Annotated in this window: 19 protein-coding genes; 15 read left to right on the top strand and 4 right to left on the bottom strand. The window is 35.3% G+C overall.

Going from position 1 to position 26,226, the window contains the following annotated elements:
• The first annotated feature begins 178 nt into the window (after nt 1-178).
• The 5 genes from DPQ89_RS17775 (at nt 179) to DPQ89_RS17795 (ending at nt 7,720) form a co-directional block, all read left to right on the top strand.
• Nucleotides 179-1,693 carry a hypothetical protein gene (locus tag DPQ89_RS17775; protein ID WP_127718394.1) on the top strand — a complete coding sequence of 505 codons (1,515 nt, stop codon included), beginning with the start codon at nt 179-181 and terminating at the stop codon, nt 1,691-1,693.
• 85 nt (nt 1,694-1,778) lie between these two features.
• Nucleotides 1,779-2,714 carry a hypothetical protein gene (locus tag DPQ89_RS17780; RefSeq protein ID WP_127718395.1) on the top strand — a complete coding sequence of 312 codons (936 nt, stop codon included), beginning with the start codon at nt 1,779-1,781 and terminating at the stop codon, nt 2,712-2,714.
• Between the two features lie 36 nt (nt 2,715-2,750).
• Nucleotides 2,751-3,215: a hypothetical protein gene (locus tag DPQ89_RS17785; RefSeq protein ID WP_127718396.1), complete on the top strand. Its 465-nt coding sequence runs from the start codon at nt 2,751-2,753 to the stop codon at nt 3,213-3,215.
• Between the two features lie 160 nt (nt 3,216-3,375).
• A complete protein-coding gene (gene smc / locus DPQ89_RS17790) occupies nt 3,376-7,056 on the top strand; it encodes a chromosome segregation protein SMC (RefSeq protein ID WP_164848521.1) in 3,681 nt (1,226 codons plus the stop codon).
• A 61-nt stretch (nt 7,057-7,117) separates the two neighbouring features.
• On the top strand, nt 7,118-7,720 hold the full coding sequence (locus DPQ89_RS17795; RefSeq protein ID WP_127718398.1) for an outer membrane lipoprotein carrier protein LolA: 603 nt from the start codon (nt 7,118-7,120) through the stop codon (nt 7,718-7,720).
• Here the strand turns inward: DPQ89_RS17795 and DPQ89_RS17800 are convergent.
• Nucleotides 7,710-9,713 (bottom strand): lytic transglycosylase domain-containing protein, encoded by a 2,004-nt coding sequence (locus DPQ89_RS17800; protein WP_127718399.1) that lies wholly within the window; start codon nt 9,711-9,713, stop codon nt 7,710-7,712. The genes DPQ89_RS17795 and DPQ89_RS17800 overlap by 11 nt on opposite strands.
• Before the next feature lie 128 nt (nt 9,714-9,841).
• Between DPQ89_RS17800 and rimO the strand changes: the two genes are divergently transcribed.
• A complete protein-coding gene (gene rimO / locus DPQ89_RS17805) occupies nt 9,842-11,218 on the top strand; it encodes a 30S ribosomal protein S12 methylthiotransferase RimO (RefSeq protein WP_127718400.1) in 1,377 nt (458 codons plus the stop codon).
• On the opposite strand, the gene DPQ89_RS17810 is transcribed toward rimO, so the two are convergent.
• Nucleotides 11,215-15,864, bottom strand: coding sequence for a hypothetical protein (locus DPQ89_RS17810; RefSeq protein WP_127718401.1), 4,650 nt, complete (start codon nt 15,862-15,864; stop codon nt 11,215-11,217). The two genes, rimO and DPQ89_RS17810, sit on opposite strands and share 4 nt — an antisense overlap.
• Nucleotides 15,865-16,138: 274 nt before the next feature.
• Here DPQ89_RS17810 and DPQ89_RS17815 point away from each other — a divergent pair, with 274 nt between their 5' ends.
• Genes DPQ89_RS17815 through DPQ89_RS17825 form a run of 3 tightly spaced genes read left to right on the top strand, consistent with a single transcriptional unit; the run spans nt 16,139 to nt 18,506 of the window.
• Entirely contained in the window at nt 16,139-17,524 is a 1,386-nt protein-coding gene (locus DPQ89_RS17815) for a sigma-54 dependent transcriptional regulator (RefSeq protein WP_127718402.1), read from the top strand.
• Nucleotides 17,521-17,721 carry a hypothetical protein gene (locus DPQ89_RS17820; RefSeq protein ID WP_127718403.1) on the top strand — a complete coding sequence of 67 codons (201 nt, stop codon included), beginning with the start codon at nt 17,521-17,523 and terminating at the stop codon, nt 17,719-17,721. The genes DPQ89_RS17815 and DPQ89_RS17820 overlap by 4 nt, the downstream gene beginning before the upstream one ends.
• 2 nt (nt 17,722-17,723) lie before the next feature.
• Entirely contained in the window at nt 17,724-18,506 is a 783-nt protein-coding gene (locus DPQ89_RS17825; RefSeq protein ID WP_127718404.1) for a hypothetical protein, read from the top strand.
• Here DPQ89_RS17825 and DPQ89_RS17830 read toward each other — a convergent pair.
• On the bottom strand, nt 18,497-19,486 hold the full coding sequence (locus DPQ89_RS17830) for an amino acid--tRNA ligase-related protein (RefSeq protein WP_127718405.1): 990 nt from the start codon (nt 19,484-19,486) through the stop codon (nt 18,497-18,499). The two genes, DPQ89_RS17825 and DPQ89_RS17830, sit on opposite strands and share 10 nt — an antisense overlap.
• A gap of 94 nt (nt 19,487-19,580) precedes the next feature.
• Here DPQ89_RS17830 and ftsY point away from each other — a divergent pair, with 94 nt between their 5' ends.
• The 6 genes from ftsY (at nt 19,581) to DPQ89_RS17860 (ending at nt 25,698) form a co-directional block, all read left to right on the top strand.
• Nucleotides 19,581-20,783: a signal recognition particle-docking protein FtsY gene (ftsY, locus tag DPQ89_RS17835; RefSeq protein WP_164848522.1), complete on the top strand. Its 1,203-nt coding sequence runs from the start codon at nt 19,581-19,583 to the stop codon at nt 20,781-20,783.
• Nucleotides 20,784-20,831: 48 nt separating this feature from the next.
• Nucleotides 20,832-21,137: a cell division protein ZapA gene (zapA, locus tag DPQ89_RS17840; protein WP_127718407.1), complete on the top strand. Its 306-nt coding sequence runs from the start codon at nt 20,832-20,834 to the stop codon at nt 21,135-21,137.
• Nucleotides 21,138-21,172: 35 nt separating this feature from the next.
• The gene (locus tag DPQ89_RS17845; protein ID WP_164848524.1) at nt 21,173-21,727 is read left to right on the top strand and encodes a 5-formyltetrahydrofolate cyclo-ligase; all 555 of its coding nucleotides are present in this window, start codon (nt 21,173-21,175) and stop codon (nt 21,725-21,727) included.
• A 27-nt stretch (nt 21,728-21,754) separates the two neighbouring features.
• On the top strand, nt 21,755-23,308 hold the full coding sequence (rny, locus tag DPQ89_RS17850) for a ribonuclease Y (protein WP_164848548.1): 1,554 nt from the start codon (nt 21,755-21,757) through the stop codon (nt 23,306-23,308).
• A gap of 168 nt (nt 23,309-23,476) precedes the next feature.
• Nucleotides 23,477-24,655: a YjgN family protein gene (locus DPQ89_RS17855; protein ID WP_127718410.1), complete on the top strand. Its 1,179-nt coding sequence runs from the start codon at nt 23,477-23,479 to the stop codon at nt 24,653-24,655.
• Nucleotides 24,652-25,698: a M48 family metallopeptidase gene (locus tag DPQ89_RS17860; RefSeq protein ID WP_127718411.1), complete on the top strand. Its 1,047-nt coding sequence runs from the start codon at nt 24,652-24,654 to the stop codon at nt 25,696-25,698. The genes DPQ89_RS17855 and DPQ89_RS17860 overlap by 4 nt, the downstream gene beginning before the upstream one ends.
• A gap of 39 nt (nt 25,699-25,737) precedes the next feature.
• Here the strand turns inward: DPQ89_RS17860 and DPQ89_RS17865 are convergent, their stop codons facing one another.
• A complete protein-coding gene (locus DPQ89_RS17865; protein ID WP_127718412.1) occupies nt 25,738-26,181 on the bottom strand; it encodes a hypothetical protein in 444 nt (147 codons plus the stop codon).
• Nucleotides 26,182-26,226 lie beyond the last annotated feature (45 nt).

Here is a 26,226-nt window from a genome sequence, read left to right on the forward strand (position 1 = left end):
ATGGAATCAAGAACAAGCATAAAGAGAAAATGATCTGAAAGCGTTTTTTGTTTTGGTACATTAGTATTTAAAGATAATGATTCCCTATTTATTTATTTAGAAATATAGGTGATAATTTGAAAGCAAAACTAAACTAGTTTAGTGCTCTTTAAATAAGTGTATAACAAGGACGAATTTAATGCATCTTAAAAAAATGGTAGGCCTTGCGGCTCTTCTCTCTATGACCTTAGCGGCAAACGCAAACTATCCTGACGCCTCAAAATGGTCTACATCATTTAAGTGGAAAAAATCGTCGCAAATGCCAAAGTTAATCAAGCAAGCTCAAAAAAGACATAACTCGAGAAAGGTTGCTAACTTTAATGCCATCGATTTATCTCTAATGAGCACAGAGTATAAAGGAATGGTTGAGAAAATTATTAATGCTGATAGTGCTGATAAGATTGCAAAGTTGATATCAGAGCTAGAGCCGAAGCTAGACGATATGCCTGCAGATGCAAAGTTCCTAGGTACACAGCTTGTAATGTTAAAGCCCTTTAGAGGTTTAATCTATCGTATGATTCCTCTTGTAGAGAAAGAGAAAATTACTCACTCGTATTTAAGAAATCAAGTTAAAATAGTAGCTTCAAATATGAGAGTTTATCTTCCAATGGAGCATTGGGAAGCTGGATTTGAATATATGACTGAGCCGTATCTAGCTAAAAATGGAAAAATTGTTACTCAATTTGATGATGATAAGAGCTTCCTTAAAGTAACTAAATCAGGAACAGAGAAATTTCAAGACTTTGTTGGTAATGAAGTCTATGAAGCAATGGCAACTGCTGCCAATAGAATTGAGACTATTGATTTCTCTGAAAAGCCAATGGTTTGGGATAATAAAGCAAGCTCAGGTAAGAAGTCATTCAAAGATGACTTTGAAGATATAAGATATAGAAACTTAGGTGAGGCCGAAAGGTATATTGCTCTAAGTTCTCTACATTTTGGTATGCACTACTTAAACTACCTTGTTTCCTATAACATTGAAGGAAGTTTAAAGCTTTCTAAAGACATCGGAAAGCTCTATGGGATTGATGGATTCTTTAGAGGTGAGATAGAAGGTGTACCTTCATATAAGTGGGTAAAGAAAGTTAATAGTAAATCATATGAGAATATTGGAAAACTTAGAAAGGGCTATAAGGCCAATATGGCCCTTAGTTACGATCACTTAAAAGAAGGTGTTCGTAATCTAAGAATTGCAAGAGAAGAGCTTCGAAATGAAAGTGCAAGTAGATTTTTGGCAATTGATCCAGCAAAGCTAAACGCATGGGATGAAAATATAGAAAGGCAATTTAAACATATTGAATGTTTAACTAATGATCAAAAAGAAAGTACGCCTTCTGCATGTCCAATTAGAAGTGCTGTCACTGGGCATACTGTAATCGTTGATCTAAAAGGTTTTTATATGAACCCTCCTAACGACTTAAAAGCATTCTTACCAACTAGCTGGGACACAAAGACTAAAATGATAAAGAAGCACGGGAAGGAATTCCCTAATTATAAATGGGGGACACCTACCCAGTGGAATGTCTCAGTTTATAAAAAGCATGTTTTTCCACAAATAACATCGGATCAAGATATTCCAAAGTATGTGAGAACTCTTAGACAGGCCTTTGGTGGAGAAGCCTTTGGTGTTCCGATGGCAATTTTTGTTGAATAACGAAGAAAAAATGTCCTAACTTTGAGAGCTTCTTTATAGAAGCTCTTTTTTTTTGTAATATATAACAATAATTAAAGGACAAAAATTGCTTAGTTTAATCTTTACAATACTCATTAATCTGACTTTCTCTTTAGAGATTAAAACTCTTGAACTTCAGTGTTCTCAAGGGAAGGCAAATTCTTGTTTTGATGTCGCCTATGGATATTCACTTAAAGGAGATCAAGTTCGGCCAATTCAATTTTTTGAAAAAGGTTGTGAATTTAAAGATGGAAAGTCTTGTTACGCTCTTTATAAAATAAATAAGAAACTAAAGCAGAAAATGGAGGAGGAGAAGTTTTTAGATTTCTCTTGTGACTATGAATTTGCTAAAGGATGTCTTGCTTTATCTAAAAAGAAATTCAAACAATCCGAGTTCTTACTGGGGCTTGAAAAGCTGAAAAAGGCATGTGTATTAAAAGATAAGGCATCTTGTGATTTTCTAAGAGAGAAAGAGTCTTACTTTTCAAGGGTAGTAAGAAGTTCGGAAAAAGAGCTAAAGAAAGAAGAGCTAGAACATCAAAAAATATATTTAAAAGAACTTAATTCTAGAATTACTTCTAGAATTAAATTATGTACGGAAAAAAATGATCAAAATTGCGCATTGGTTGCAAAAGATTATCTCTTTTTAGCAAATATTAAAGAGGCCAGAAAGTGGTCTGAGATCTCTTGTAAGAATCAAGACCCAAAAGGTTGTCTTATCCTTGGAGAAGTAGAACAAAAGGAAGGAAAAGAGGAATTTCCTTCTTTTATGAAGGCCTGTGAATTAAAGAGTTCTTTAGGTTGTTATCGATACGCTCAAAGTATAGAAGTAAAGAACTTGGCTAAGGCGATGTCCTTTTATAAGGAAAGTTGTGATTCGGCCCAAGCTCCTATCGTAGAATCTTGTCAAAAGTATGCAATATATAATAAAGGAAACCCAATTTTTTACAAAAGGTACCTTGGACGTGTGTGTGAGCTAGATAAATCTCTTTGTAAAAAGTAATTGTCACATCAGTATATATCTCCCTATACTTAACTAATGAAATTAATTATTGCTTCTACACTTTTGCTTTCTTGCATGACAATACTTGCTTGTCCTAATTTAGATGGGCTCTACTTTTGTCAGACAAGTATGGGAGAAGTCTCACAGCTTGAGCTTCAGCATGAAGTGTCTAATGGTGTAACAAGCTATATTTTTAAAGATATGAATGAAATAGAAGGTCGATGGATTGTTGATGGAAAGCTGCGCTCTCTTAACTCTTCCCCCATGGATGGGGTTTCTAATTTAAAATATAGAGCCAAGTGTATCAATGAAGAGCTTAGTCTTTATATGACGGGAGACCTTCCTGATTTTAATGATAAGATAAAGATGAATGTATCTCTGTATCTTGATTCATCAAAAAACTTAGTGCAAAAGACAAGTGGCCAGTTCTCCGATGGAACACCTCTTCCGGAGGTTTTGACAGTGTGTCATAGAGGCTCTTTTGCTAAGCGAAAAAAGTAGTATCATTTAGTTTTCGTTATTAGAGTTATAATTACCTGAAAATTCATTGTCCTCTGGCCTCACATCATCTTACATTTCACAATTAATCGTGTACGAATTCCCTCTATTAATGGTAAATTTAGCACACACAAACACACAGATTCAAGCAAAGGACCAGCTTGTGAAATTGAAGAGACTAGTAATACAGGGATTTAAATCCTTTAAAGATCGCACGACTATACATTTCGATGATGGAATTACAGGAATTGTAGGACCAAACGGTTGTGGAAAATCAAATATTGTTGATGCCTTGTTTTGGGTAATGGGTGAGCAGTCAGCTAAGCATCTTCGTGGTAAATCCATGAAAGATCTTATTTTTGCTGGTTCATCTAAATACAATCCAGGTGGATTTGCTGAAGCTACTTTAGTTCTTGGTAACGAGGGTGGAAAGCATATTCATATCGGTAACAAAGTTTCTAGCCCTAGCGAAATACAGCTAACTCGTAAACTTTATAGAAATGGTGAAACTGAATATAGAATTAATAATATTCCTGCCAGACTTAGAGATATTCAAGAAGTTTTCATGGATACAGGTGCCGGAGCAAAATCATATTCGATTATCGCACAAGGTGAAATCAATAGACTTGTTCAAGCTAAGCCTGAAGAGCGTCGCTCGATGATTGAAGATGTTGCTGGTATTACAAAGTTTAAACTTAGAAAAAAAGAATCACTTAAAAAAATTGAACAAACTCAGCTAAATTTAAATAGACTTCAAGATTTACAGTCTGAAATAGAAAAGAATTTAAAGGCCCTGCAAAAGCAAGCTGAGAGAGCAGAAAAAGCAAGATCTCTTAAAGAGAAGATTAAAAGAAATGATATTGTTGTAAATGCTCATAAGGCCTACGATCTACTTAAGGATTTGAGAGATGGTAGAACTATTTTAAATGAAAAAGTAATCGAAGTTGAAACTTGGTCGACTAGAAAGAATAGTCTAGAAATCTCTCTTGAAGAGGAGAGATTTAAAAAAGAAGAGCAAGCAGAAAAGATCGAGATTCTTCAAAAAGAAAGAAATGAGCTATCTACTCAACTTGCAACTTCAGAAGAAAGGTTTGTTAACCTTTGTAAAAATCTTACAGATAAAGAAGCCCTTATCGAAACTCGTCAAAAAGAAATGGATGAGCTTAAAGAGGAACTTGTAGAGAGAGAGACTAAGATTCAAAACCTTAAGACTTCGCTAGAAGAGCTTCAGACAAGAAATGAAGAATCATGTAACTTTGAAGAATTAGAAGAAAAATTAGAGATGATGAAAGAGCAGCTTGAACTTAAGGCTGAACAAGTTGATTCTCTGAAAATATCAATAGAGGAAAAGAAGTCAGAGCTTACTTCTCTTGAGCAATCTGAATTTCAAAACTCTTCTAAACTAGAAGAGTTTGCTGGAAACCTTGAAGATATTACTGAAGAAATAGAGGTATTAGAAAAACAATACTCTGGAGTTTCAACTCAAATTGCTGATGAAAGAGATGCCGTTCATGCAGCTCAAGCACTTAGTGATGAGCTTTCATTAAAGGAATCAGAATTAAAAGAAGTTATTGAAAAATTAATCTCTGAGAATAAATCTCTTGAACTTGAGTTAAAAGAAAAAAGTAAGATATTAATCACAACCGAATCTAAGTTATCTTCCTTAAAAGAGATATCTGCTGCAATGGATGGTGTTAGGGAAGGTGCTGCAAACTTTCTTGAAGGTGTTGATAATGAAAAATATCAATTACTTGGAAACCTGATTCAATGTGATGAAGTTCACGCTAAAGCAGTTCAAAATCTTCTTAGTGACTTTATGGACACTCTTGTAAGCACAGAAGATGAGTTTGCTCCAATCTTAGAATGGTGTAAGACCAACGATGATAAAGCGCTTGAATTTTTATCTCCTAATAAAAATGGAGATATGACTTCTGAGGAGTCGATTGAGAGATTAAAAGTTGCTACTGGTGGAGATATTACTCCAGTACACGAATTACTTAACCTACCTGAAGAATACAGGGCCAAGCTTACTCCATTTTTTGATGGTTACTTTATTTCAAATAGTCTAACGGCCGAGACATTTAATGGTGTTTCAGATTCTATTAAATTTAAAGCAATAAGTTCTTCAAATGGAAAAACACTTGTTAGAAATGTAGGTAATGGAAAGATCTTAACAATGTCTGGTTCAAGTGAAGGGCAGGGAATTGTTGAGAGAAATAACCAAATTTTAGAATTGGAAAAGAATTTAGAGGTTCTTGAAGTTGAAGTGGCTGCACTTGAGTCTAAGTGTAACGATAGTTCTCAATCTCTTGAAGATAAAAGAGATGAGTTAGAACTTCTTAGAAATCAATTATCTGAGTCTAAATCTGATTTTGCATCTAAGAATTCTGCCCTTGAGTCTAAGCTTGCTGGAATGGAAACAGGAAATGCTAGGCTTGATATTCTTCAAAACAGAAAGAGTGAAATATCTAAAGCAAGACTTGATCTACTTGAAAGCGAAGACTCTATTTCTAAAAAGAAGGCCCTTCTATGTGAAGACCTTGAAGACAAGACTTCAAGATATGAAGAGTTAAATGATGAATTAGTAGACTTTAAATCGACCTATGAGACTGAAAGAGAGTCTTATATGGAAAAACAAGTAGAGATCAATACTTTTAAAGAGCGAGTAAATAGCTTTGAGTCTCAAATTGAAGATATTAAGCTTCAGATGGAAAAACAGACCAATAGAATTTCGTCTAACGAAGAACTTATTGAAAAGTATAATGAAGAAATAGAGTTAACAAATAATAGTATTGATGAACTTGAAACATCTAATCAGAATATGGCTTCAGAGTTAACTGATAAGGATGATGTTCTTAATATTATGAAAGATGATTTAACACAGCTTCTATTTGCAATGCAAGAAAGAGAAGATGAAGTTAAAGAACTTACTAAGAAAGTTAATAAGAATGATAAGGAAATAACTGAATACGAACTCAAGTTGGCCCAATGGCAAAATGAAGAAGTAGAAGTTGTAAAAAATATTTTCGAAAAGTATCAAATTGATCTTCGTGATGCGATTGGTGGTTTTCTTGAGTATAGTGAAGAAGACCATTCTGAGTTACTTGATGTTCAGCAAATGTACTTCATGGAAACTGAATCTGGACTACAGGTTGTTGAAAAGCAAGCTTATGAATTCCATAGAAGATACGGTCAAGACCTTAAAGAGTGTGCGGTTAAGCTTAAGAATTATAAGCAGGACTACTCTAGATTAGGGGAGATTAACTGGCAGGCCATTGAAGACTATGATAGACAAAAACTTCGTTTTGACTTTTTAAGAGTACAAGAAGTGGAGCTTAAGCAATCTCTAGATGATCTTGAAACTGCTATTAATCATATTGATGAAAAATCAAAAGAAAGATTTAAAATTGCTTTTGAAGAAGTAGATGTTCGCTTTAGAAAAGTATTCCCTATTATATTTGGTGGTGGTGAGGCCATGTTAAAGATAACAGGTGATATTGATGATGCTGAATGTGGTGTTGATATTATTGCAAAACCACCTGGTAAGAAAATGCAGAATATTAACCTGATGTCAGGTGGAGAAAAGGCCATGACTGCCGTTTCTCTTATTTTCTCAATCTTCTTAGTTAAACCATCTCCTTTCTGTCTCCTGGACGAAGTTGATGCACCATTAGATGATGCCAATGTTGGTAGATTTAATGAGCTATTAAGAGAGATGAGCTCTGAGTCTCAATTTATTTTGATTACTCATAATAAGAAAACAATGGAACTTAATGACACTCTTTATGGTGTTACTATGCAAGAGCCAGGTGTTTCAAAAGCAGTTTCTGTACAATTACATTAAAATTCATTCCCTCAAAGCTTTCTGTAGTGGAAATCTTTGAGGGATTAAGTATAATATCTATATGAAAATACTTATAACATCTTTCTTTCTTATCTCATTAAATATTCAGGCAACTTCATTCGTACCGGATACATTTAGTGCTAAGTTTCAGCAAGTTTACAAAAGTGCTCTAACAGGCAAGGAGAAGAGATCATCAGGGTCATTAGACTATTCATACCCAGGAAGTATTCGTCTCGAAACACAAAGCCCTGAGAGTTTGATTTATGTTAGTAATAACAAAACAACTTGGTATTACACTCCTCCATTTATAGAGGGAGAGGCGGGGCAAGTAAGTATTCAGCAAAGCTCGAAAAATGGACTTACTAAGTTCTTAGATATGTTACGTAAAGGACTCAAGTCAAATAAGTACTACACTATAAAGAAAGATAAACTTACTTACAAAGTTAGTTTTTCTAAAAACGCGCAAAAGGATTTAGGAATTATTTTTGCTAACCTTCACTTCAGTAAAAATGATTTTCTATTTGAACAGTTAACTAAAATTGAGATGACTCAGACAGATAAAAAAGTAAAAAACCTTATCCTTTCGAATATTGATAAATCACCAAAGTTTTTGAAAACTCATTTTGATTTTAAGATCCCAAAGAATACTAAGGTTAATCGATAAACTTACTTTCTTGAATAGGTAGTGCTTTATAAATTTCTAAATTTCTTAGTACTAGCTTTATATACTTCTTAGTTTCCCGGTAAGGTACATCTTCAATAAATACTTCAATATCACCATCATAACGTGATTTTATCCAGTTCTTCATAACTGATTCCCCAGCATTATATGACCCAATTGCGAAGGGTAATTCATTAAAAAATCTCACTAGGTCACTCAGATAATGACTCCCAAGTCCTGTATTAAGTTCTACACTGTAGAGGTCATCCTGCTTCTTGTATGGAAGTCTGTGGATTGCCGCTAGTCTTTTGGCCCGTTGAGGGATTATTTGCATTAGTCCAAATGCATCAGCAAAACTTCTCGCATCTTTGTTAAATGCAGATTCTTGTCTGATTATAGAGTAGACTAAATTTATATCTATATTCTTATTCAGATACTTTGAGTTAATAACAGGCTTTGGATAAATATAGCTTGTATAATTAAGTTCAACTTCATCACGTTGAGATGATCCCATATTGAAGAATGTTCTAAGTGCTCCCGAGTAGTGACCCGACTCTGTCATCTTCGCTAAGAGGTCTAACTTGTCATTGCCTCTAGCCGATACAACAAATTGATCAAGATACTTTTTACTATTTTCGTATTCACCAAGACGAATTAACCACGTATAGAGAGAATCGCTAGAAGGTTCAATAAGTTTATTTTCAAATTGTATTGTGATCCCAATTTTCTTCTTGGCCATAAGTCCGTAAAAACCAAGAGGGGCAATCTCTATTGTTTTTTCGAAATACTCTAGAGATTCTTTTGATTTCTTTTCCCTTGAGAGGGACTTGGCTGCCCAATAAGTGTATTGAGAAATATCAGAATTTTCTTTGTGTAGTTCTATGAAGTTTTGAGAAGAGGTAGAGTAGTTTTTATTCTTATATTGAAGCCAAGCAATTTGCCATAGAACTTTTTCTTTTAATTCTCCTGTCGCAATTTCTCTAGACTTCTCAAGGAGGTAGAGGGCGGACTTTAGCTTCTTTTCTTCTTTTGCAATGCTTGCAAGTAAGTAGTAACTAAAAGCATTTTGCTCCTGAGTTGAAATATTTAGCTTTATACTATTGTTGATTATCTTTGTTGCAAGTCTCAGTTCTCCTTGTGTCCATGCTGATCTAGCCCATCTCGTGCGCGCTTCGATAAGTGAGTGGTTATAATTATCTTGAAAAAGTGACTTATTTTTTTCAATCCATTTAACAAGAGAGTAGGTAGAACTATGGGCCAAGTCCTTTCTTCTCATGTTCTTAAATGCCCTTGTAATTCTATGCCAGGAATCGATTTTTACATCTATTGATATTTCTGTGTTTCGTAGTATTGACTCATAGGTCTCGATGGCCTTCTTGTATTCAGAAGCCCGTTCGTAATCTCTACCGATTGAAAATAATTCTTCATTTTTTGGTGCAACTATAAACCGAGGGGAAATTTCTAATAGTCTTGTATTATATTCCTCTATAAGCTCAGCAATTTGTTCATTTTCTGCAATTTCTAATGCCTTTCTAAGATAGGCCTCTCTTTCATTTTTTATTTTCGGATAAAATGATAATTCATAATTATGTCTTGATTCCCAAAACTTTATATTCTTATTTTTTGAAACTCTAAGAGATGCTTCTAGGTATTGTTGCTTTAACCACGGTGAGATCTCATATGTTTTCCATGTTTCAATATATTTTTCAGCAGTCCAGTCACACGACTCTAGAGCTTTTATGAATGAAATTTCTTTTAAAGGAAAGGCCTTAATTTTAGATAATTCCTCAAAGTCAGCGCAGGCATCATTTTTAAAGCCTTCGCTCAGAAGTCTATTTGCTCTGTGGTACTTATTCGCAAGTAAATCTGATTCGTTTAACTCTCTAGAGCCAGTTAAGTTTAGAAAGTTCTCATGAGGAGGTACAAGCAATGTAGTTCCACAAGAAGAGCACAAAAGTAATAGAAGAATTTTAAGCAATAACCTTTTATTTTCCATAGGTTAAGTCTATGGTGGTCTTGAAAAAAAATCAATGTATTAAAGAGGAGAAATATTACACAACCCTTTGAAATTTGGATGAAACTGTAATACAAAGTCCACAATATTTAAAATAATCAGGAAAGTGTATGCAAACGACAAAGTTTGAAAATAGAACAGTATTTTTTACTTCTCTAGGGTGTTCTAAAAACCTAGTAGACTCCCAAGTAATGCTTGGATATATGGGCCTTGATGGTTTTAAAGTTGTTCCTGAACCTGTTGAAGCAGAAGTAATAGTAGTTAATACTTGTTCATTTGTTGAAGCGGCTAAACAAGAGTCAATTGATACGATACTGGATCTTGCTGATTATAAAGATACTGAGCATGGAAATTGTAAGGCCTTAGTTGTTTCCGGCTGTATGGCCCAAAGGTATTCTGATCAACTTGAACAGTCTCTTCCAGAAGTTGATATGTTCATTGGTACTGGTGAATATAATAAGATAGTACCTCTTTTAAAAGCGCTAGAAAGTGGAAAGCTTGAAAAGAAGTCGTTTGTTGAAATTCCTATGTTCATTCATACTGAGTTTGATCCAAGGTTAAATACATCTCCTTTCTATACAGCGTGGCTAAAAATTTCTGAAGGCTGTAATAGAAATTGTACTTTCTGTATAATTCCGACTCTCAGAGGTAGATTAAGATCAAGAAGTGTTGAGTCACTTGTTACTGAAGCAAAGAAATTGGCGGAATCTGGAGTTAGAGAGTTAAATCTTATTTCTCAAGACCTTTCTGACTACGGTGTTGATCTTGATGAAAACAATAACCTAGCAGAACTTCTTACTGGGTTGGAAAATGTTGAAGGAATAGATTGGATACGTTTATTTTATTTCTATCCTGATGAATTAACTGATGAAGTTATTGCACAGATGGCAAGAAGTAAGAAGATTTGTAGCTATCTTGATATGCCTGTTCAGCACTTCTCTTCAAATGTTTTAAAGAGAATGAATAGAAAAATTACAGGCGAAAAAATCATGGAAAGAATAGAAAGGCTCCGTGATAAAAACCCTGGAATTGTTTTAAGAACTTCTATTATTGTCGGGTTCCCTGGAGAGTCGGAAGAAGACTTTCAAACTCTACTGGAGGGGGTTAAAAAAGCAAAGTTTAACCACTTAGGAATTTTTAGATATTCGGATGAGGAAGGGACTCCGGCCTATAAGCTAAGAGATAAAGTACCTCAAGAAGTCATTGAAGAAAGATTTGATGAACTATTTGAGACTCAAAGAGAAATCGTTAGAGAGCTAAATCAAGAATATCTTGGTAAGGTTATTGATGTTTTAATCGAAGGACAGCATGAAGAAACTGAATTGTTAATTCAGGGAAGACATGTTGGACAAGCGCCAGATATTGACGGAAAAGTAATTATTAATGAAAGTGAAATAGAAGGCCTAAAAGAAGGTGATCTCGTTAAAGTCGAGATCACCGAAGTTTTAGACTATGATTTGGTTGGTCGAGTCGTTACTCTAAACTAGAGACTTTGCTCAGGGTGAGGTCTACCATTTGGAAAAGTAGGGTTAATCGTATTTCCTACTGTTCCACAAGTATAACCACCACCGATATAGGATTGACCATTGCTATAAGTATTGTAGCCTACGCCAAAGCCGTCTAGCTGACTATTGATAAGAAAGTGTCTTGGATCTGTCGAAATTGGTGCTCCTGCCACAGTGTCCGGATTGTAGTAATCAATCCCTGATGCTGTCCAAGTAGTATTTCCAAGAGCAGGGTCTTCACAGTCCGTTTTATTTGTATAACTAGAATTTGCGCAATAGCCGAATTTAACTTTGAAGTCTCTATCAAAGTCTCTTACAATCATTCTGATTCTCGCCTTAATTGTACCTGTTCCAGATTTACAAACAAATTGATACATAGATCTCGCCCCTAGACCTAAATAACTATTTGTCTGAGTTGAAGCATCAATTGATGTTTGCATACTTATCGTGTCTGGCTTGTAGGCATCTGCCCCACATGCAGTAAAGTAGTTTGAGAACCACGTATTAGTCGCGATGGTTGATCCATCGTAGTTGTTAGTATAATCAATAGGTAGTGAAACCTTTAAAGGGATTCCTGTCATATTGTGATTGATTGTAGTCACTCCATCAAGTACGTCTTGCTCTGATATAGTAGTACTAGATGTTCTAGGCCCTGCAAGACATTTGTTTGTCTCTCCACCACAATCAAAAGTCCCTTGGTCAAGGTTTGATCCTGCTATACAAGCTCCTACTGCTGGAACATTTACTCCTCCAGCTGTAGCATCATTATGCGAACCATTAAATGTCCAAGCTCCACCATCTCCAACACACTCTGTTTGAGTAAGCATTACAGCTGGTGCACTAGCGTGACCTGCACATGTTCCGTTATTTTCAACGCAGTCTACAGCGTTAGCATCAAGTGTTGCAGTGGAACCACTATTTCTACATTCAAATGTTGTTGCTGACCAACCAATTAACCTCTTAGGAAATTCAGCAATATCACATTTAGGAAGTTCTGTGTCATCATTTTGCTCATCATAGTTAAACATGCACAGATTCTTTGGTTCAGTTATTGGAATAAGAATTCTAGGGTCTGCTACAGTTGAGAGTGCTGTTGTTCCTCCTGCATCAGTTGTGTATAAGTCAACAGGTGCACCAGATGTACAAGAGGCATACCCAGTGTGTTCATAAATTGTAATCCCTAGTTCTGTGCTCGAAGAACCAGGAGAGAAACTCCAAAATGCAGGAGGGGTTTCCTCTACAAATTGACATAGATTTTCACCCATTTGAAATTCAAGTTTAACACCATTCCAATGAAGTTCTTCTTCTCCAGCATCTAAGAAGCACGAAATATCTTTAACAGCTGAATCTCCATATAGCATTTGCTCTTCAGTAACACTGCATGGTTTTCTTCCGTTTCCTTTGCCTGTCTTATGTAGGATATATGAAACAGAATTTGTTTTATCTATTAAGTTTATATGATCGTAAACCTTGATAAAGAATTCATACTTCGTTGACCCAAAAGGATTAGTCGCAGTTAGGGTGAATTTTTCTTTATCACTTGGACCCGTAGGAGTTCCAGATATTCTTACAATACTTCCACTTTCAAGTGTTGCACTTAGACCGGCAGGCAAGGCCTTATCAAGTTCGATAAGTGTTTCATTATCAGTATTGTATAGATTAAGCTCTATAGTTCCTGGTACCTGTCTGTAGAAGTAAACAGCAGCTTCAGATGCTACTGTGCCAATTGTTGCAGTTGAAGCAGAAAAAGGAGATGTTGCTTGGATATCTGCTCCTGTAGAAAAGATACCCTCTGTTACGCTAACGTAAGAGTAGAAGTTTCCACCACTAGAAATATACTTGTGAAGCATACCAATGCCAGCGTCTCCAGTGGAAGTAATGTCATGACCTTTAGAAAAGTTTGAAACAAGTCCGGTAGGAGCACTATCAGTGTTTAAGATGATATTATTTGATTCAATAATGGAAACTGTCGCCGAAGGAGTCCCTGTAATATTTGGAGCTGTTAAAACATTTCCTGTCGTTAGATACTGAGGCTCTAGGTTAGCAGCGTATGTCGCGGAATCAAAGGCCACTAGGTAAAGCGTATCATTTACTTCATCGTTATACTTAATATGCGCTCTATCTACTCCACCTATTTGTAGTAAACTTTGATGCTTAACGTAGTCTGTATATTCAGGATCTTTGAAGCTATCAGTATTTGTAGCAACCTTCACTTTTACATTGTAATTGTAAACACCGCTTCCAAGGATATAAGTTTTTTGAGCTCCAAAAAGAGGTAGATTGTCTAGATCATCAAATGGCTCAAATGTTCCATTGGCAACACTTACTTCTAAGAATTCAAACTCGTACGTTCCTTTTTCTGCATTTGAATTATTTATTCTAAACTTACCTGTGATTGTTCCTAGCGCACCATTATTTGAAGTGATGGCGTCTCCAATCTCGAAAGCAGAGTTACTTGGAACGTGTAGTAGAACATTCTTAGAAATAGCAAGTCCAGAAGGTGCCTCGTTAGAAGCAATAACAATTTGAGATGAAGTAACTCTACCAACTAAGTTTTCAACTGTTACTGTGAAAGTTGACTCGGCTATTTCTTGAGAGATAACACCTGAAATAACTCCTGTTGAAGTATTGAAAGTTAGACCTTGTGACCAAACTCCTGCGTTGGATTCACAGTCAAATTGATTTGTATAAGTTGTGTTCGAACAGAACCCTTGTCCAGAAGATATGTCAGGACTTATTGTATAAGTAAGACTAGCTAGCTCAGCTGCTCCAAGTGATGTAGGAACAATAGTAGGAGTAAGTGTTACTGTATTTGAACTTATCGGGAAAAGACGTGTGACATTCTTTGCTACAGTCGCTTCTGAAGAAAAGAACGAAGGAGAGTTGTCAATTTCATCTCCCGTATTGAAGCTAATACTTACCCACGAGGCTCCACTTGCTGTACATGTTCCAGATGTTGTATAGATAGGATTTGTACAGATACTACCAAGTTGATTTAAAGTTACAAAAAGATCATCTCCTTTAATGTATTTAATTCTTGCAATTGTTCCATACTTATTAGAGATGTACTGCCCAACTGAGAAACTATTAGTGGCAGACATTGAAACAACAAGATCGTCACTAACTGAAGATGTGTAAATAATATCACCAATAGTTTTAGGTTGAACCGTGTCTAATAGACCAAATTCAATATTTTTACTGATCGATTTATTTAGAATGTTTTTTGCACTAATTGTATATGTAGCCGCTTTAAGTTCTGGAATCGTTAGGGCCGTTCCAGCAAATGCTGCAGGCAGATTTAGAGTTGTTGCATCCACAACTGTTACTAGGGTGTTTACAAGACCAGTGAAAGTTCCTACAGCATCTACATAAAGACCTTTCGTAGGAACGATCTCTGTTGCAAAGTCAGACCCAAACCCATTAATTACTGAACTACCGTTAGTAAGAACAAGACTTCCTTTTATGAGTTTGTTAATTGATGACACAGAAGTTGTAGAACCAAGTGGAGAAAATGTTTTAAATTCTGTATTTGATGCAATGGATTCAATTTCATGAAATTCACCATTGATAAGTACTGCAGATCCGACTTGTAACTGAGAAAGAAATAACGTTCCAACACCTGTTACTGTTCGACTACCTTCAACTAAAGTATATGTTCCGTCATCAAGAATTTGATATCCTCTAAGAGTTCCTATTGTTCCGTTTGACTTGTCAAAACTTAAACCAGAAGGCAGCGAAGGAAAAATTGAGTATGTTAACGATAACTCTTCAGCAGTTGAGAGTGGGCTCTTTCCTGTTACTTTTGGAATTAAAGCAGTTTGAATAGCATTAGATCTATCAAATGCTAAGTAAACTTTTTTAACGATAGTTCGAGGAGAAAAGAAAGCAGAGCTATTATCTACTTCATTATCAATTTCAAATGTACCAGCGCCACCATTGAGAACAATATCAACATGAACTTCTTTGTTTTCAGTATCTATATATGAAATTGTTCCGGTAGCACCACTTGCTGTCGAAATATAATTAAAACCTGTTTGAGATGAAAATAGTGAAACGTCATCTAATTCAAGAATTAGTTTTTGGCCAACTTTTGTTGGAATAGAAATCTTCTCTAGATCAGTAGCTTGAGTAAATGTAACAGTTGTTGAAGATACTTCATCACTTAGGAGCTCTGTAGTTGAGTAGGTTGCTGTAAAAACAAATGGTGTTTTCGGTAAGAAGACAGAAGGACTACTAAGTAGATCCCCTGTTATCACGTCCAATAAGAAACCTGTTTTCGTTGAAAAATCAGAGTCATCTACAGCTACACTAATATATTCTTCTTGCTCAGCAATCCTGGAAGGGAAGATCGCTGTAATAGTTTCAATATCACCAACATCTCCCGGCATCAAGAATTCATAATTATTCTGAGGATAAGATATCGGTCCTGGCGAAGTACATAGAGGATCAGTGCCTGGAACACAAGTTGAGGTTGGCGGAATGTTTCCGGTATCCCCGCTACCACCACTAGAAGTCGTATCCTGAGTCTTCTTGGTTGGAGCTTCCTTAAACTTGGTTAAGCTATCCGGCATACAAGCTGTAAGGGTTAATAAAAGTAAAAATGTGAGTATTTTCCTTAAGTTTTTCATGATCTTATTATCGACACTTTTAAGGCGGATATTTAGGAAGATTCAAAATCACTTTAATTCCAGAGTGTTAAGTGGAAAAATCTGCCTATTTTGTAAAAAAAAATTGACTATTTTTGCCAACAATTAAAGGCGATTATATAGTTAACTTATTGAAAACTTGATCGTATTGCTAAAGAGTTCTTTTAAATGGGGAATAGATTTACATTTATACTCCTAAATCTACTTGAATTGGTACAATTTAAATTACAATTTCATTTTAATTTTAAGGACTTAAATGAGTAAAAAAATACTTAACTTCCTTGTGCTAGAAGATGATGATCTCGCAAGACTCAACCTTGTTACTCACTTGAAAGAATATGGATTAGTTCGTGAAACTAATAATTCGAAAGAGGCAATAGATTTACTTTCTAAAGAAAAATTCGATATAGCGTGGATTGATTTAGATTTAGAGACTGAATTGGCAGGATTAAAAGTTATCCAACATGCGACTGGCAGTAATGCTTATGCTGTTGTTCTATCTGGAAGAGAGGAAGATGAGTATATTGAGAAGGCCTATGAGTTAGGTTGTGATGACTATCTTTCAAAACCATTTGATAAAGAATCTCTACTGCTTGTTTTGAGAAAATATAGGGTTTTAAAAAGTGAGAGTAAGCTTCGAAATTTTTTTTCCAAGAAGTATATAACTCAAAATGAGAAGTTTATAAAAAGCTTACAAGTAATTAATGAAATTATTGGTAGTGATAAACCAATATTTATTAAAGGTGAAACGGGAACAGGGAAAACTCTAATCTCTAAACTCATTCACGAAATTCTTTTTGAATCTATGGATAAGTTTATTCATTTAAATTGTTCTGAAATACCTGAAAATCTCTTAGAGTCTGAACTTTTTGGATATGAAAAAGGTGCTTTCTCTGGAGCAGAAACTTCTAAAAAGGGTAAGTTGGAACTGGCAGACGGTGGCACTTTATTTTTAGATGAAATTGCTACAATGCCGATCTCTACTCAAAAGAAACTATTAAAGGCCATTGATGAAAAAACGTTTTACCCTCTAGGAAGTGAGAAAGAGAGAAAGTCTAACTTTAGACTGATGAGTGCTACATGTGAAGACTTAGAGCAAATGGTCAAAGATGGACGTTTTAGAGAAGATTTGTACTTTCGAATTGAAGGATTCAATGTAACGCTACCTAATTTAGTTGAACGAAAAGGGGATATTCCTCTATTAATAAAACATTTACTTGGTCAGGGAAAGAGAAGAATTGTTCTCTCAAGTGAAGTTAAAAATATTTTGGAAAATTATAGCTGGCCAGGAAATATACGAGAATTAAAAAAAGTCATCGAGGTCTTGCAATCAAAGTGTCATGGAGTGATCTCAAAAGAGGACCTACCTATCCATATAAGTGGAATTATTCAAGGTTCTAATGGTTCCGATTTGGATTCTCAAACTGAGGAACTCTCAATTCGAGAAGGGGTTCTGACAAATAAGCAACTCGAATTTATAAGGCACAATGGGTTGAAAGCTTTTATGGATGCTGTAGAGGAAGATTGTGTAAATACTCTCTTTGAAGAGAATGATCAAAAAGTTAGGCAAACATTGAGTGTCCTGAAAATTTCGAATAGTTCATTTTATCGTATTACAGACAGAATCAAGAAGGCACTATGAGTAAAGATAAATCTAAACTTGTCCATGATATGAACTCGTCGATTTCTTCAGTCACTCAAGCGATAGATTTGATTGGAGAAAATTGGAAAGATAATCCAGAACTCGTCGAGAAGATGCTACCTCTAACCCAAAAGAAAATGATTGAATTATTTAATGATTGGACAGAATTAAAAAATATTATATTAGAACAAGGATAAATATGAAAAGAACAGTTAGTGTACTTCTTCTTTCACTCGTGATTTCAAATACAGCTTATGCAGGTATAGCGGATTCAATAAGACCGTATGTTGAAAAGTATTTAGGTGAAGATATTGCAGTTAAAATATTTGGTGAGGTTGAAGAAACTATTCTTCTTCCGGCCATACCAACAGTATCTAAAGATGCTAAAAATATTAGACCAGAATTAAAAACTTCAAAGACGAAGATATCAAAAGAAAAGTTAGAAAAAGCAAATCTATCTTTCATCTATCAGATATACAAGGCCACTCGAATGACTGATCCAAATGAAAATGAAGTTGCAAGATGGATGAACGTTATGTCTCAAGGGGGAAGTCGTGAAGGTGTTTATAGAGCTCTTGTCTTAGATGGAACTTATGCAGGGAGAGAGAATACCGATGCTCCGATTACTGACGAAACAATAGAGTTTGTACAATATTATCTCTCAACATTCTTAGATAAAAGTATCAGTAAAGAATCTCTTGAAAAAAGTAATTTTTATACTTTAAAGAGAATTATTACTGAACAAACCTTAGAAATTTTGGATGAACTTACATATAAGAAGATGGAAGACTTCTATAATTGGTATGCTGTCTTTTCTGCTGAGGTTGCCAAAAAGTATCCGTCGACTTTTGATAACAAAGTTAGAGTTTCTACTTCAAGAGAAAAACATAAGAAGTGGGCCATGTATGTTCCAGTTCAGCATGTGAAGTCTGAAGTGATGATAAAGCTACACACACTTTTCAATGTGAATAATCAAAAGTAAAAAGGGTTTTCTTCTTGAGTGATTGCCATAAGTAGTCGCTCAACACCTAAGGCTATTCCGCTGGCCTTAGGGAGGCCTTTATCCAAAGTTGAGTAGAACTCATTTGGTGTTGGAAGAGAATAGTCGTAGAGTTCTTTTTTTAAGGCGGCTTGTTCAGAAAATCTCTGCTTTTGAATTGCAAGATCTGTTAATTCATTAAAACAATTACATAATTCAACACCATGACAGTAAACTTCAAATCTTTCACATACTCTAGGCTCATTCTCTTTAATAGTAGAAAGAGCACTTAAATGATGTGGAAATTCATAAAGTAGTATGAATGGAATGTTCTTTAGCCGTGGTTCAACTTCATTTAAAAAAAGTAAAAAGTAGTAATCATCCCACGATAGAAGATGGTGCTCTTTTTCACTGGGAACAGGAACATTTTTAAACTTTGTACGAATGAGTGTAGAAAGGTCATCTTTATCCAAGTATTTTAGAATATCGATTCCTAGCTCCTGTAAAAAAAGTTCCTGAATCGTCATTCTAATAGGAGTAAAGTTTTTAAGAGTATTTTTGATTAGAGGATTTTCTTTTGAAAATCGTTGTGCACAATACTTAACAAGGTTTTCGACATCACTCATTATGTCAGTGTAAAAAGATTCTGTTCTATACCATTCCAACATAAGAAATTGCGCTCTATGGTGAGTAGAGTTTGGCTCATCTCTAAAGCAATAAGATATCGTGAATACTTTCTCAAAACCCTCACTTAATAATTCCTTCATATGAAACTCTGGAGAAGTGTGTAGGTATTTGTCCAAGTTTTTCTTATCTCTAGCACTGTGAACTCTAAAGGGGTGGATATGAGTCTCCATGCCAGGATTTTCAACCATTGGAGGTGTTAACACATCGAGAAATTCTTCGCTTAGAAAGAAGTCTCTTATATATTGTTGAAGTTTAAATAGATTTAAAAGTTTGTTTTTACGGGCCTGCGTATGCATTCTACTTTTCTCTTCTTGAGCATCTGCGTTAATAGTTGATTTTCGATTAGCTATGACATATCAATGACCTTACAAAACTTACAAGAGGAAAATGATGAATAGTATTATAAACTTACTTCAATCTCTATATATGAGCCTTGGTCTAACTAATACTGTTAATGAAGGTGATGTCTTTGGCCTAGGACTTGTATTAACTGTCCTTATTCTTGCTCTTTTACAGCTAGGAACCACTAAGTCAAAAGTGCCAAGTGATAAAGCTGTTGAATCAGAGAGAGTTGATTCTCCAGTTATTGAACAAAAAGCTGATCCAGTAGAAAGCAAAAAAGAAGAGCTTGCTCCCGTTGTTGAAGCGGTCCCAACTATTAGTTGGAAAGATAGACTTAAGAAAGGACTGTCAAAGTCTAGCTCTGAGGTTTGGGGAAAAATTGGTAATATATTTACCGGAAAGACACTAGATGATGAAACTTTAGAGGAAGTCGAAGAGCTTCTTTATGGAGCAGATATTGGGCCAACTATTGCCGCAGAGCTTATTGAGGCCCTAGAGTCTGAGTCAAAAAAAGAAGGCTTTGGAGAGTCGGAATTTAAATTATTTTTGAAAAGCTTTCTTTCTTCGAAAATGAGTAATGTCCAAAACGATGTAGATACAGACCTTTATCAATTTGATGAAAGTAAGCGCGGCAAGACGAAAGTTATAATGATTGTAGGCGTCAATGGAGCAGGTAAGACAACTACAATTGGAAAGCTTGCCACAAAGCTGACTGGACAGGGTGCCAAGGTTGTTGTTGGTGCTTGTGATACGTTTAGGGCCGCAGCCGTTGATCAGTTACAGGTTTGGTGTGAGAGGGCCGGTGCCCAGATGATTCGCGCCAAAGAGGGTGCTAACCCAAGTGGAGTTGGATACGATGCGCTACAACAGGCCCTTAATTCTGGTGCAGATTACTGTATTTTAGATACAGCAGGAAGACTTCACACTAAGGGAAACCTTATGGAAGAGCTTACAAAGAGCAAGGAAGTCCTGAAGAAGCTGGATGAAAATGCTCCACATCAAACTCTCTTAGTGATTGATGCCATAACGGGTCAAAATGCAATCCGCCAGGCCGAAGAGTTTAATAATGCGCTTAGTCTGAATGGATTGATTTTTACAAAGTGTGATGGTTCTTCAAAAGCTGGTTCAGCAATTGGCATTGTGGATAAATTAAAAGTACCAATTACGTACATTGGCGTTGGTGAGCATGTTGAAGATTTAAATATTTTCAACCTAGATGAGTATTTAAATGCTCTTTTAAATCTTGAGTAAGGCGCTTGGCGATTGACTGGCATACCCTTTAAGGTTAAGATTTAAACAATGGAAAGAATAAGAGAAGATAAAGAATTCGAAGTATTAGGATATAGAATTAAGTTTACTCCTAATGAAGAGGAAGAGAGTGTTAGCGCTCTTGAAACTGTGCAATTTGTACGCGCTTTGGCGGAACAGATAAGACAGAAAGCTCCTCATCTAGATAATGGCCAAATTGCCACATTAACAGCACTACAGATTGCTAATGAAAAACTATCTAATGAGAGAGATTTTGAAGCGAATATAAATAAATTGCATACGACAGCTCGTGATGCACTTCAATTTATAGAAGAAGTTTCTCCCTCGATGATGTAATTCGACTCTTCTCGTTTGAAGGTGTGGTGAGACTTTTGAAAAAGTCACAGCTAAGAAAAAAGATTAAGCAGTCATTAGCAAATATTGATAATGATCTTAAAATATTAAAAGAAGAGCGCTGTGCTCGACATTTTATATCTCTTTTGGAATCCCTTAAATTCTCTTCCAGTAAAAAAGTAATTGGTTTATTTGCTCCGATGAGTGATGAAGTAAATATCATCTCGTCATTGAGTGAATACAAAGATAGATCGGCATTTCCTTGTGTCAATGATGCAGGAGAAATGGTTTTTAAAATGTCATCGTTTCAAGAGCTAGAGAATTCTAGATATTTTGGAGTTGATATCCTTGGTCCGAATAAGAACGCCTTGGAAGTTATACCTGATCTAATACTAGTACCTGGATTAGCTTTTGGCACCAAGGGGGAAAGATTAGGTCGTGGTAAGGGTTACTACGATAAGTATTTAGAAAGAAAAAATATTTTAACAATTGGTTTAGGCCTTAGTGATCAAATTTTTAGTGAGTTACCAATGAGCGAGCATGATTGCTTTATGAATTGGATAGTTACTGATGAAGAGATTATTGAGATTTAACATACATAAGGAGATAGTAAGATGGGTATGGAAGTTGTTCTTGCATCCGTTCTTTTTCTGATTATTGGGGCTGGAGTTGGTTTTGTAATAAGAAACGCTCAAGCAACTAAAGAAGCGAATGAGAGAAAAGCAAAGGGTGATGAAATCATCGAAGAAGCGAAAGAAAAGGCAAAAGATATAGCTTATAAGGCTAGAAAAGAAGCTAAAGATATCGCTAGAGAAGAAAAGCAAAATCTAGATAAAGAAATCAGCGCTAGACAAAGAGAAATGAAAGAGCAAGAAAAAGAAGTTGCTCAAAAAGAAGCAAAGCTTGATACAAAAATCGAAAATATCGATAAAGAAAAAGCGCGTCTTGCTGATAAAGAAGCTGAGATTGAAAAGGCAAGAAGAGCGGCCGATGAAGAAAGAGGTCGTTTTAAGGCCAAGCAAGAAGAGATTGCTGTAAAGCTATCTGAAGTTGCTAAGCTTACTGAAGAGCAAGCTAAAGAAGAGCTTCTCTCTATTATGGAAGAAGATGCTAAAGTTGATTTCTCTAAACGATTAGTACGTTTAGAAGAAGAGGCGAAGGATACTGCGGAAGAGAAGGCTAAGAGAATTGTGGGAATTGCTATTCAAAGATTTGCTGGAGAGCATGTTGCTGAGAAAACAATATCTACAGTTGAACTTCCTTCTGATGATGTAAAAGGAAGGCTAATTGGTAGAGAAGGTCGTAATATTCGTGCCTTTGAGCAAATCTGTGGCGTTGATTTAATTATTGATGATACTCCTGAGGTTGTAGTTATTTCTTCTTTTAACGTTGTAAGAAGAGAAATTGCACGTCAAACAATTTTAAAGCTAATTTCAGATGGGCGTATTCACCCAGCGAAAATCGAAGAGTTCCATGATAAGTCAAAAGCTGAAATGGAAAAACAACTTCTATCTCTTGGTGAAAAAGCTCAAATGGAAATTGGAGTTCACGGAATTCACCCTGAAATTTTAAAGCTTGTAGGTGCTCTAAACTGGAGAACTTCATATACTCAAAACCAATATCAACATGCTATTGAAGCTGCATTTATTTGTGGAGCTATGGCCGCTGAAATGGGAATGAATGTAAAACAAGCAAGAAGAGCGGGACTATTACATGATATCGGTAAAGTTCTAGATGCTTCTGCAGAAGGATCTCACGCTGTAACTGGTGCTGACTTTGCGAAGAAATTTGGAGAGTCTCCAGATATTGTACATGCAATTAGAGCGCATCACGATGACGAAAAACCAGAGTCAGTTTTAGCTCATATTGTAGCAGCAGGTGACGCGCTTTCAGGAGCGAGACCAGGTGCTAGAAAAGCTATGATGGAGTCTTATGTATCTCGTCTTACTGATATTGAAGATATCGTAAATAGCTTTGAAGGTGTTTCTAAGTCGTACGCGATTTCTGGTGGTAGAGAAGTTAGGGTTATTGTTGAAAATAACTCTGTAAGCGATGAGCAAACTGTAATGCTCTCTAGAGATATCGCTAAGAAAATTGAAGAAGAAATGTCATATCCTGGAACAATTAAAATAACTGTTGTTCGTGAGACTAAGGCAATTGGTGTTGCAAAGTAATACTAAGTAAAATTCTTATAATACTAAGGCCCACTTTGTGGGCCTTTTTTATTAGTTATGCTAATTGTGCCTAAAGTTGATGCCCACTTAGTTTTGACTAAAGATTTCTATAGTAAAGTTTTGTAAACATATTCCGATTATAATTGAAATTTATTTTTAAAGGTAATTATGGAATCTACAGAAACTTTGGATGAGAGTACTCGTATTAATGAAATTGAATTTGAGAGAATGACTTTTGATGGTGATGGTGTCTCATTCTTTAAAATATGGATTGTGAATTTAGTTCTTACAATTATCACTCTTGGTATTTATGGCCCATGGGCAAAGGTGAGAGCGAGAAAGTACCTATTTAACTCAACTGGGTTTCGAGGTTCTCGCTTTGATTATCATGCTAAAGCAAAGTCAATACTACTTGGTCGTATTATAGCTCTATTGATCTTTGGTAGTTACGTTATTTCTTGGGCCATACATCCTGTTGTTGCTATATTTGATGCTCTTATAGTCTTCCTTCTTGTTCCATTTATTATTATTAAGTCATTAAAATTTAATGTGAATAACACAAGTTATAACAATATAAAGTTCCATCTTAGGGCCAAGGTATCTGAAGGCTATAAGCTCTTTATAAAATACTTTTCCTTTCCAATGATCGTTTCAATTGGGGCATTAATTTTCTTATACCTATCAGGAAATTTAACAAACAAAGGTTTAAAGATTGATGAAAATGACAGTTTTACTTCAGCAGTTGTTGGAGGACTCTATCTATTAAACTTTTTATACTTAATCATAATGAGCTCTAGTATCTTAAATGCTTATTTAAATTTCTTTTATAATAATATTTACTATGGCGGATCAAAAGTAGTTCTAGATACTTCACGTAAACAAGTTACTAAGGGAGTAATAATACCATTCGTACTGAGTAGTCTTGTGGCCCTTTCAATACCTATAGGTATTGCCATGCTTTCTGGTATTGGGGGAGCAGCATCATTATTTATAGTTTTAGCAGCGATTCTACTCTATTTTTCTTTCTTTTATATTTTTACAAAGTTTCCATTTTTAATTTTCTCATTTGTTTGGAATAGACTCTCTTTAGAGGGAGGAGAAATGAAAAATGATTTGAAACACTCTACCTTTGCTATAACAGTTTTTGTTAATGCAATCGTAACTGCAGTCACATTCGGTATTTTCTATCCGTGGACTGTTATAAGAATGTTAAGAATAAAGACTGAATCCAAATCTATTAAAATAGGTCCTCTCGATGACGTACAAGCCGTTGCTTCAGATAAAGAAAGTGCGCTTGGGGAAGAATTAGGCGATGTTTTAGATTTTGATTTTGAAATTGGCCTATGAGTACTTATGAGGGAAAGCTTTTTAGAGGACAAGTCTCTAAGAGTGAAGCTATTCAAATTGAAATCTTTGAAGAGCGATTAACACTCATTGGAAATAATTATAAGAAAGACTACGCCAAAAGTGAGTACCTATGTGAAGCTCCGATGGGAAAGCTGCCTATTAGAATAGAGCTTGATGATGGTGCTATTGTTGAAGTGTCTTCACAAGTGATGGCCGCAGAAGATTTAAAGACTTTGGTGAGTCAAACATCTCATTTTATCTATTGGATCGAATCTAACAAGTACATCGTTACAATTTTAGCCATTTTATCTATTTTATTCTTGTTCTTATTTGTTAGGTTTGGAGCTCCTTTTTATAGTCAAAAAGTAGCTGACTCTCTTCCTCCTCACGTACTTGCAGATGCTGATGACTTTATTCTAAAAAAACTAGACGAATCAGAACTTTCAAAAAGTAATTTGAGTGAACAAAGAAAAGAAGAAATTAGCAAGTACTTCTATAAGTATGGTCCTTCAGGAATACGCATTCGCTTTAGGAAAGGAAATAAGCTTGGAGCTAATGCTTTTGCTTTAGCGGGTAACACTATGGTCTTTACAGATGAACTTGTAGAAAAGGTAGATAGTACTAAGCTCTTATTACCTATATTTTTTCATGAATTAGGACATTTGGAAAAGAGACATTTAGCAGCATCTATAACATCAGCAATATCATTAAATATTTTTTCACTGTTATTAATAGGTGATATGACAGGGATTGCAGAGTCTATGAGTAATATTGCATTTACGCTAGTATCTTTAAAGTTATCAAGAGAGCTTGAGGTAGAAGCTGATTTGTATGCAATAGATAGACTTGTTGAAAATAAAATTAGTCCTAAGTGCTTTATAAAGTCATTTGAGTTTTATGTGAAAGAAATTGAAAAATACAAAGATTTAAAGGTCGATAATTCGGAAGCTTTAGAGTTGTTTAGTACGCATCCAACAATAGAAAATAGGTTTAACCTGATTAATACTAAATATAAAGATAGCGAAGCGTGTGAGTTAAATTAACTTAGAGCGTACCTTGTGAGTAAGCTCTAAGTATCACTCTTATATTTCTTGAATTTTTGGGAGTATAATATTTCCCGACTCAGCTGCAATAAAACATGTTCTTTTTAAAGTTAGAGCGACTTGTTGATAATTATTAGTCGCAACTTCAGTGTTTTCAGCGCAAACACCAGCATTTTCTCTAGCGATATCACTTGATTGTCCAGAACAGCTACTGATGGCAGAATTAAAAGCGGAACCACAGTTTGTGAAAGAGCTCTTTGCTACATCAAAACCTGTTGTAGACTTTAGTAGATGAGAGCAGATTACTGATCTTCTTCCCTGTCCACGAGATTCATCTACAGCTAGCTGGTAAGAGCTTGCTCCAGTGTTGAAATATGTCATTGCGAAGTCAAATTCGCTGAGTCCTTTATTAAAGTCTTCAGTACACGCTGCATTTGCGTTCATAGATAGAACGATTACGCCTAGGGCGATTAGTTTCTTCATTATTCCTCCAATGGATTGATTCTTAGATTATAAGGGGGAGTAAAA

Origin of the sequence: Halobacteriovorax sp. HLS (assembly GCF_004006665.1) — a bacterium.
Taxonomy (GTDB): domain Bacteria; phylum Bdellovibrionota; class Bacteriovoracia; order Bacteriovoracales; family Bacteriovoracaceae; genus Halobacteriovorax.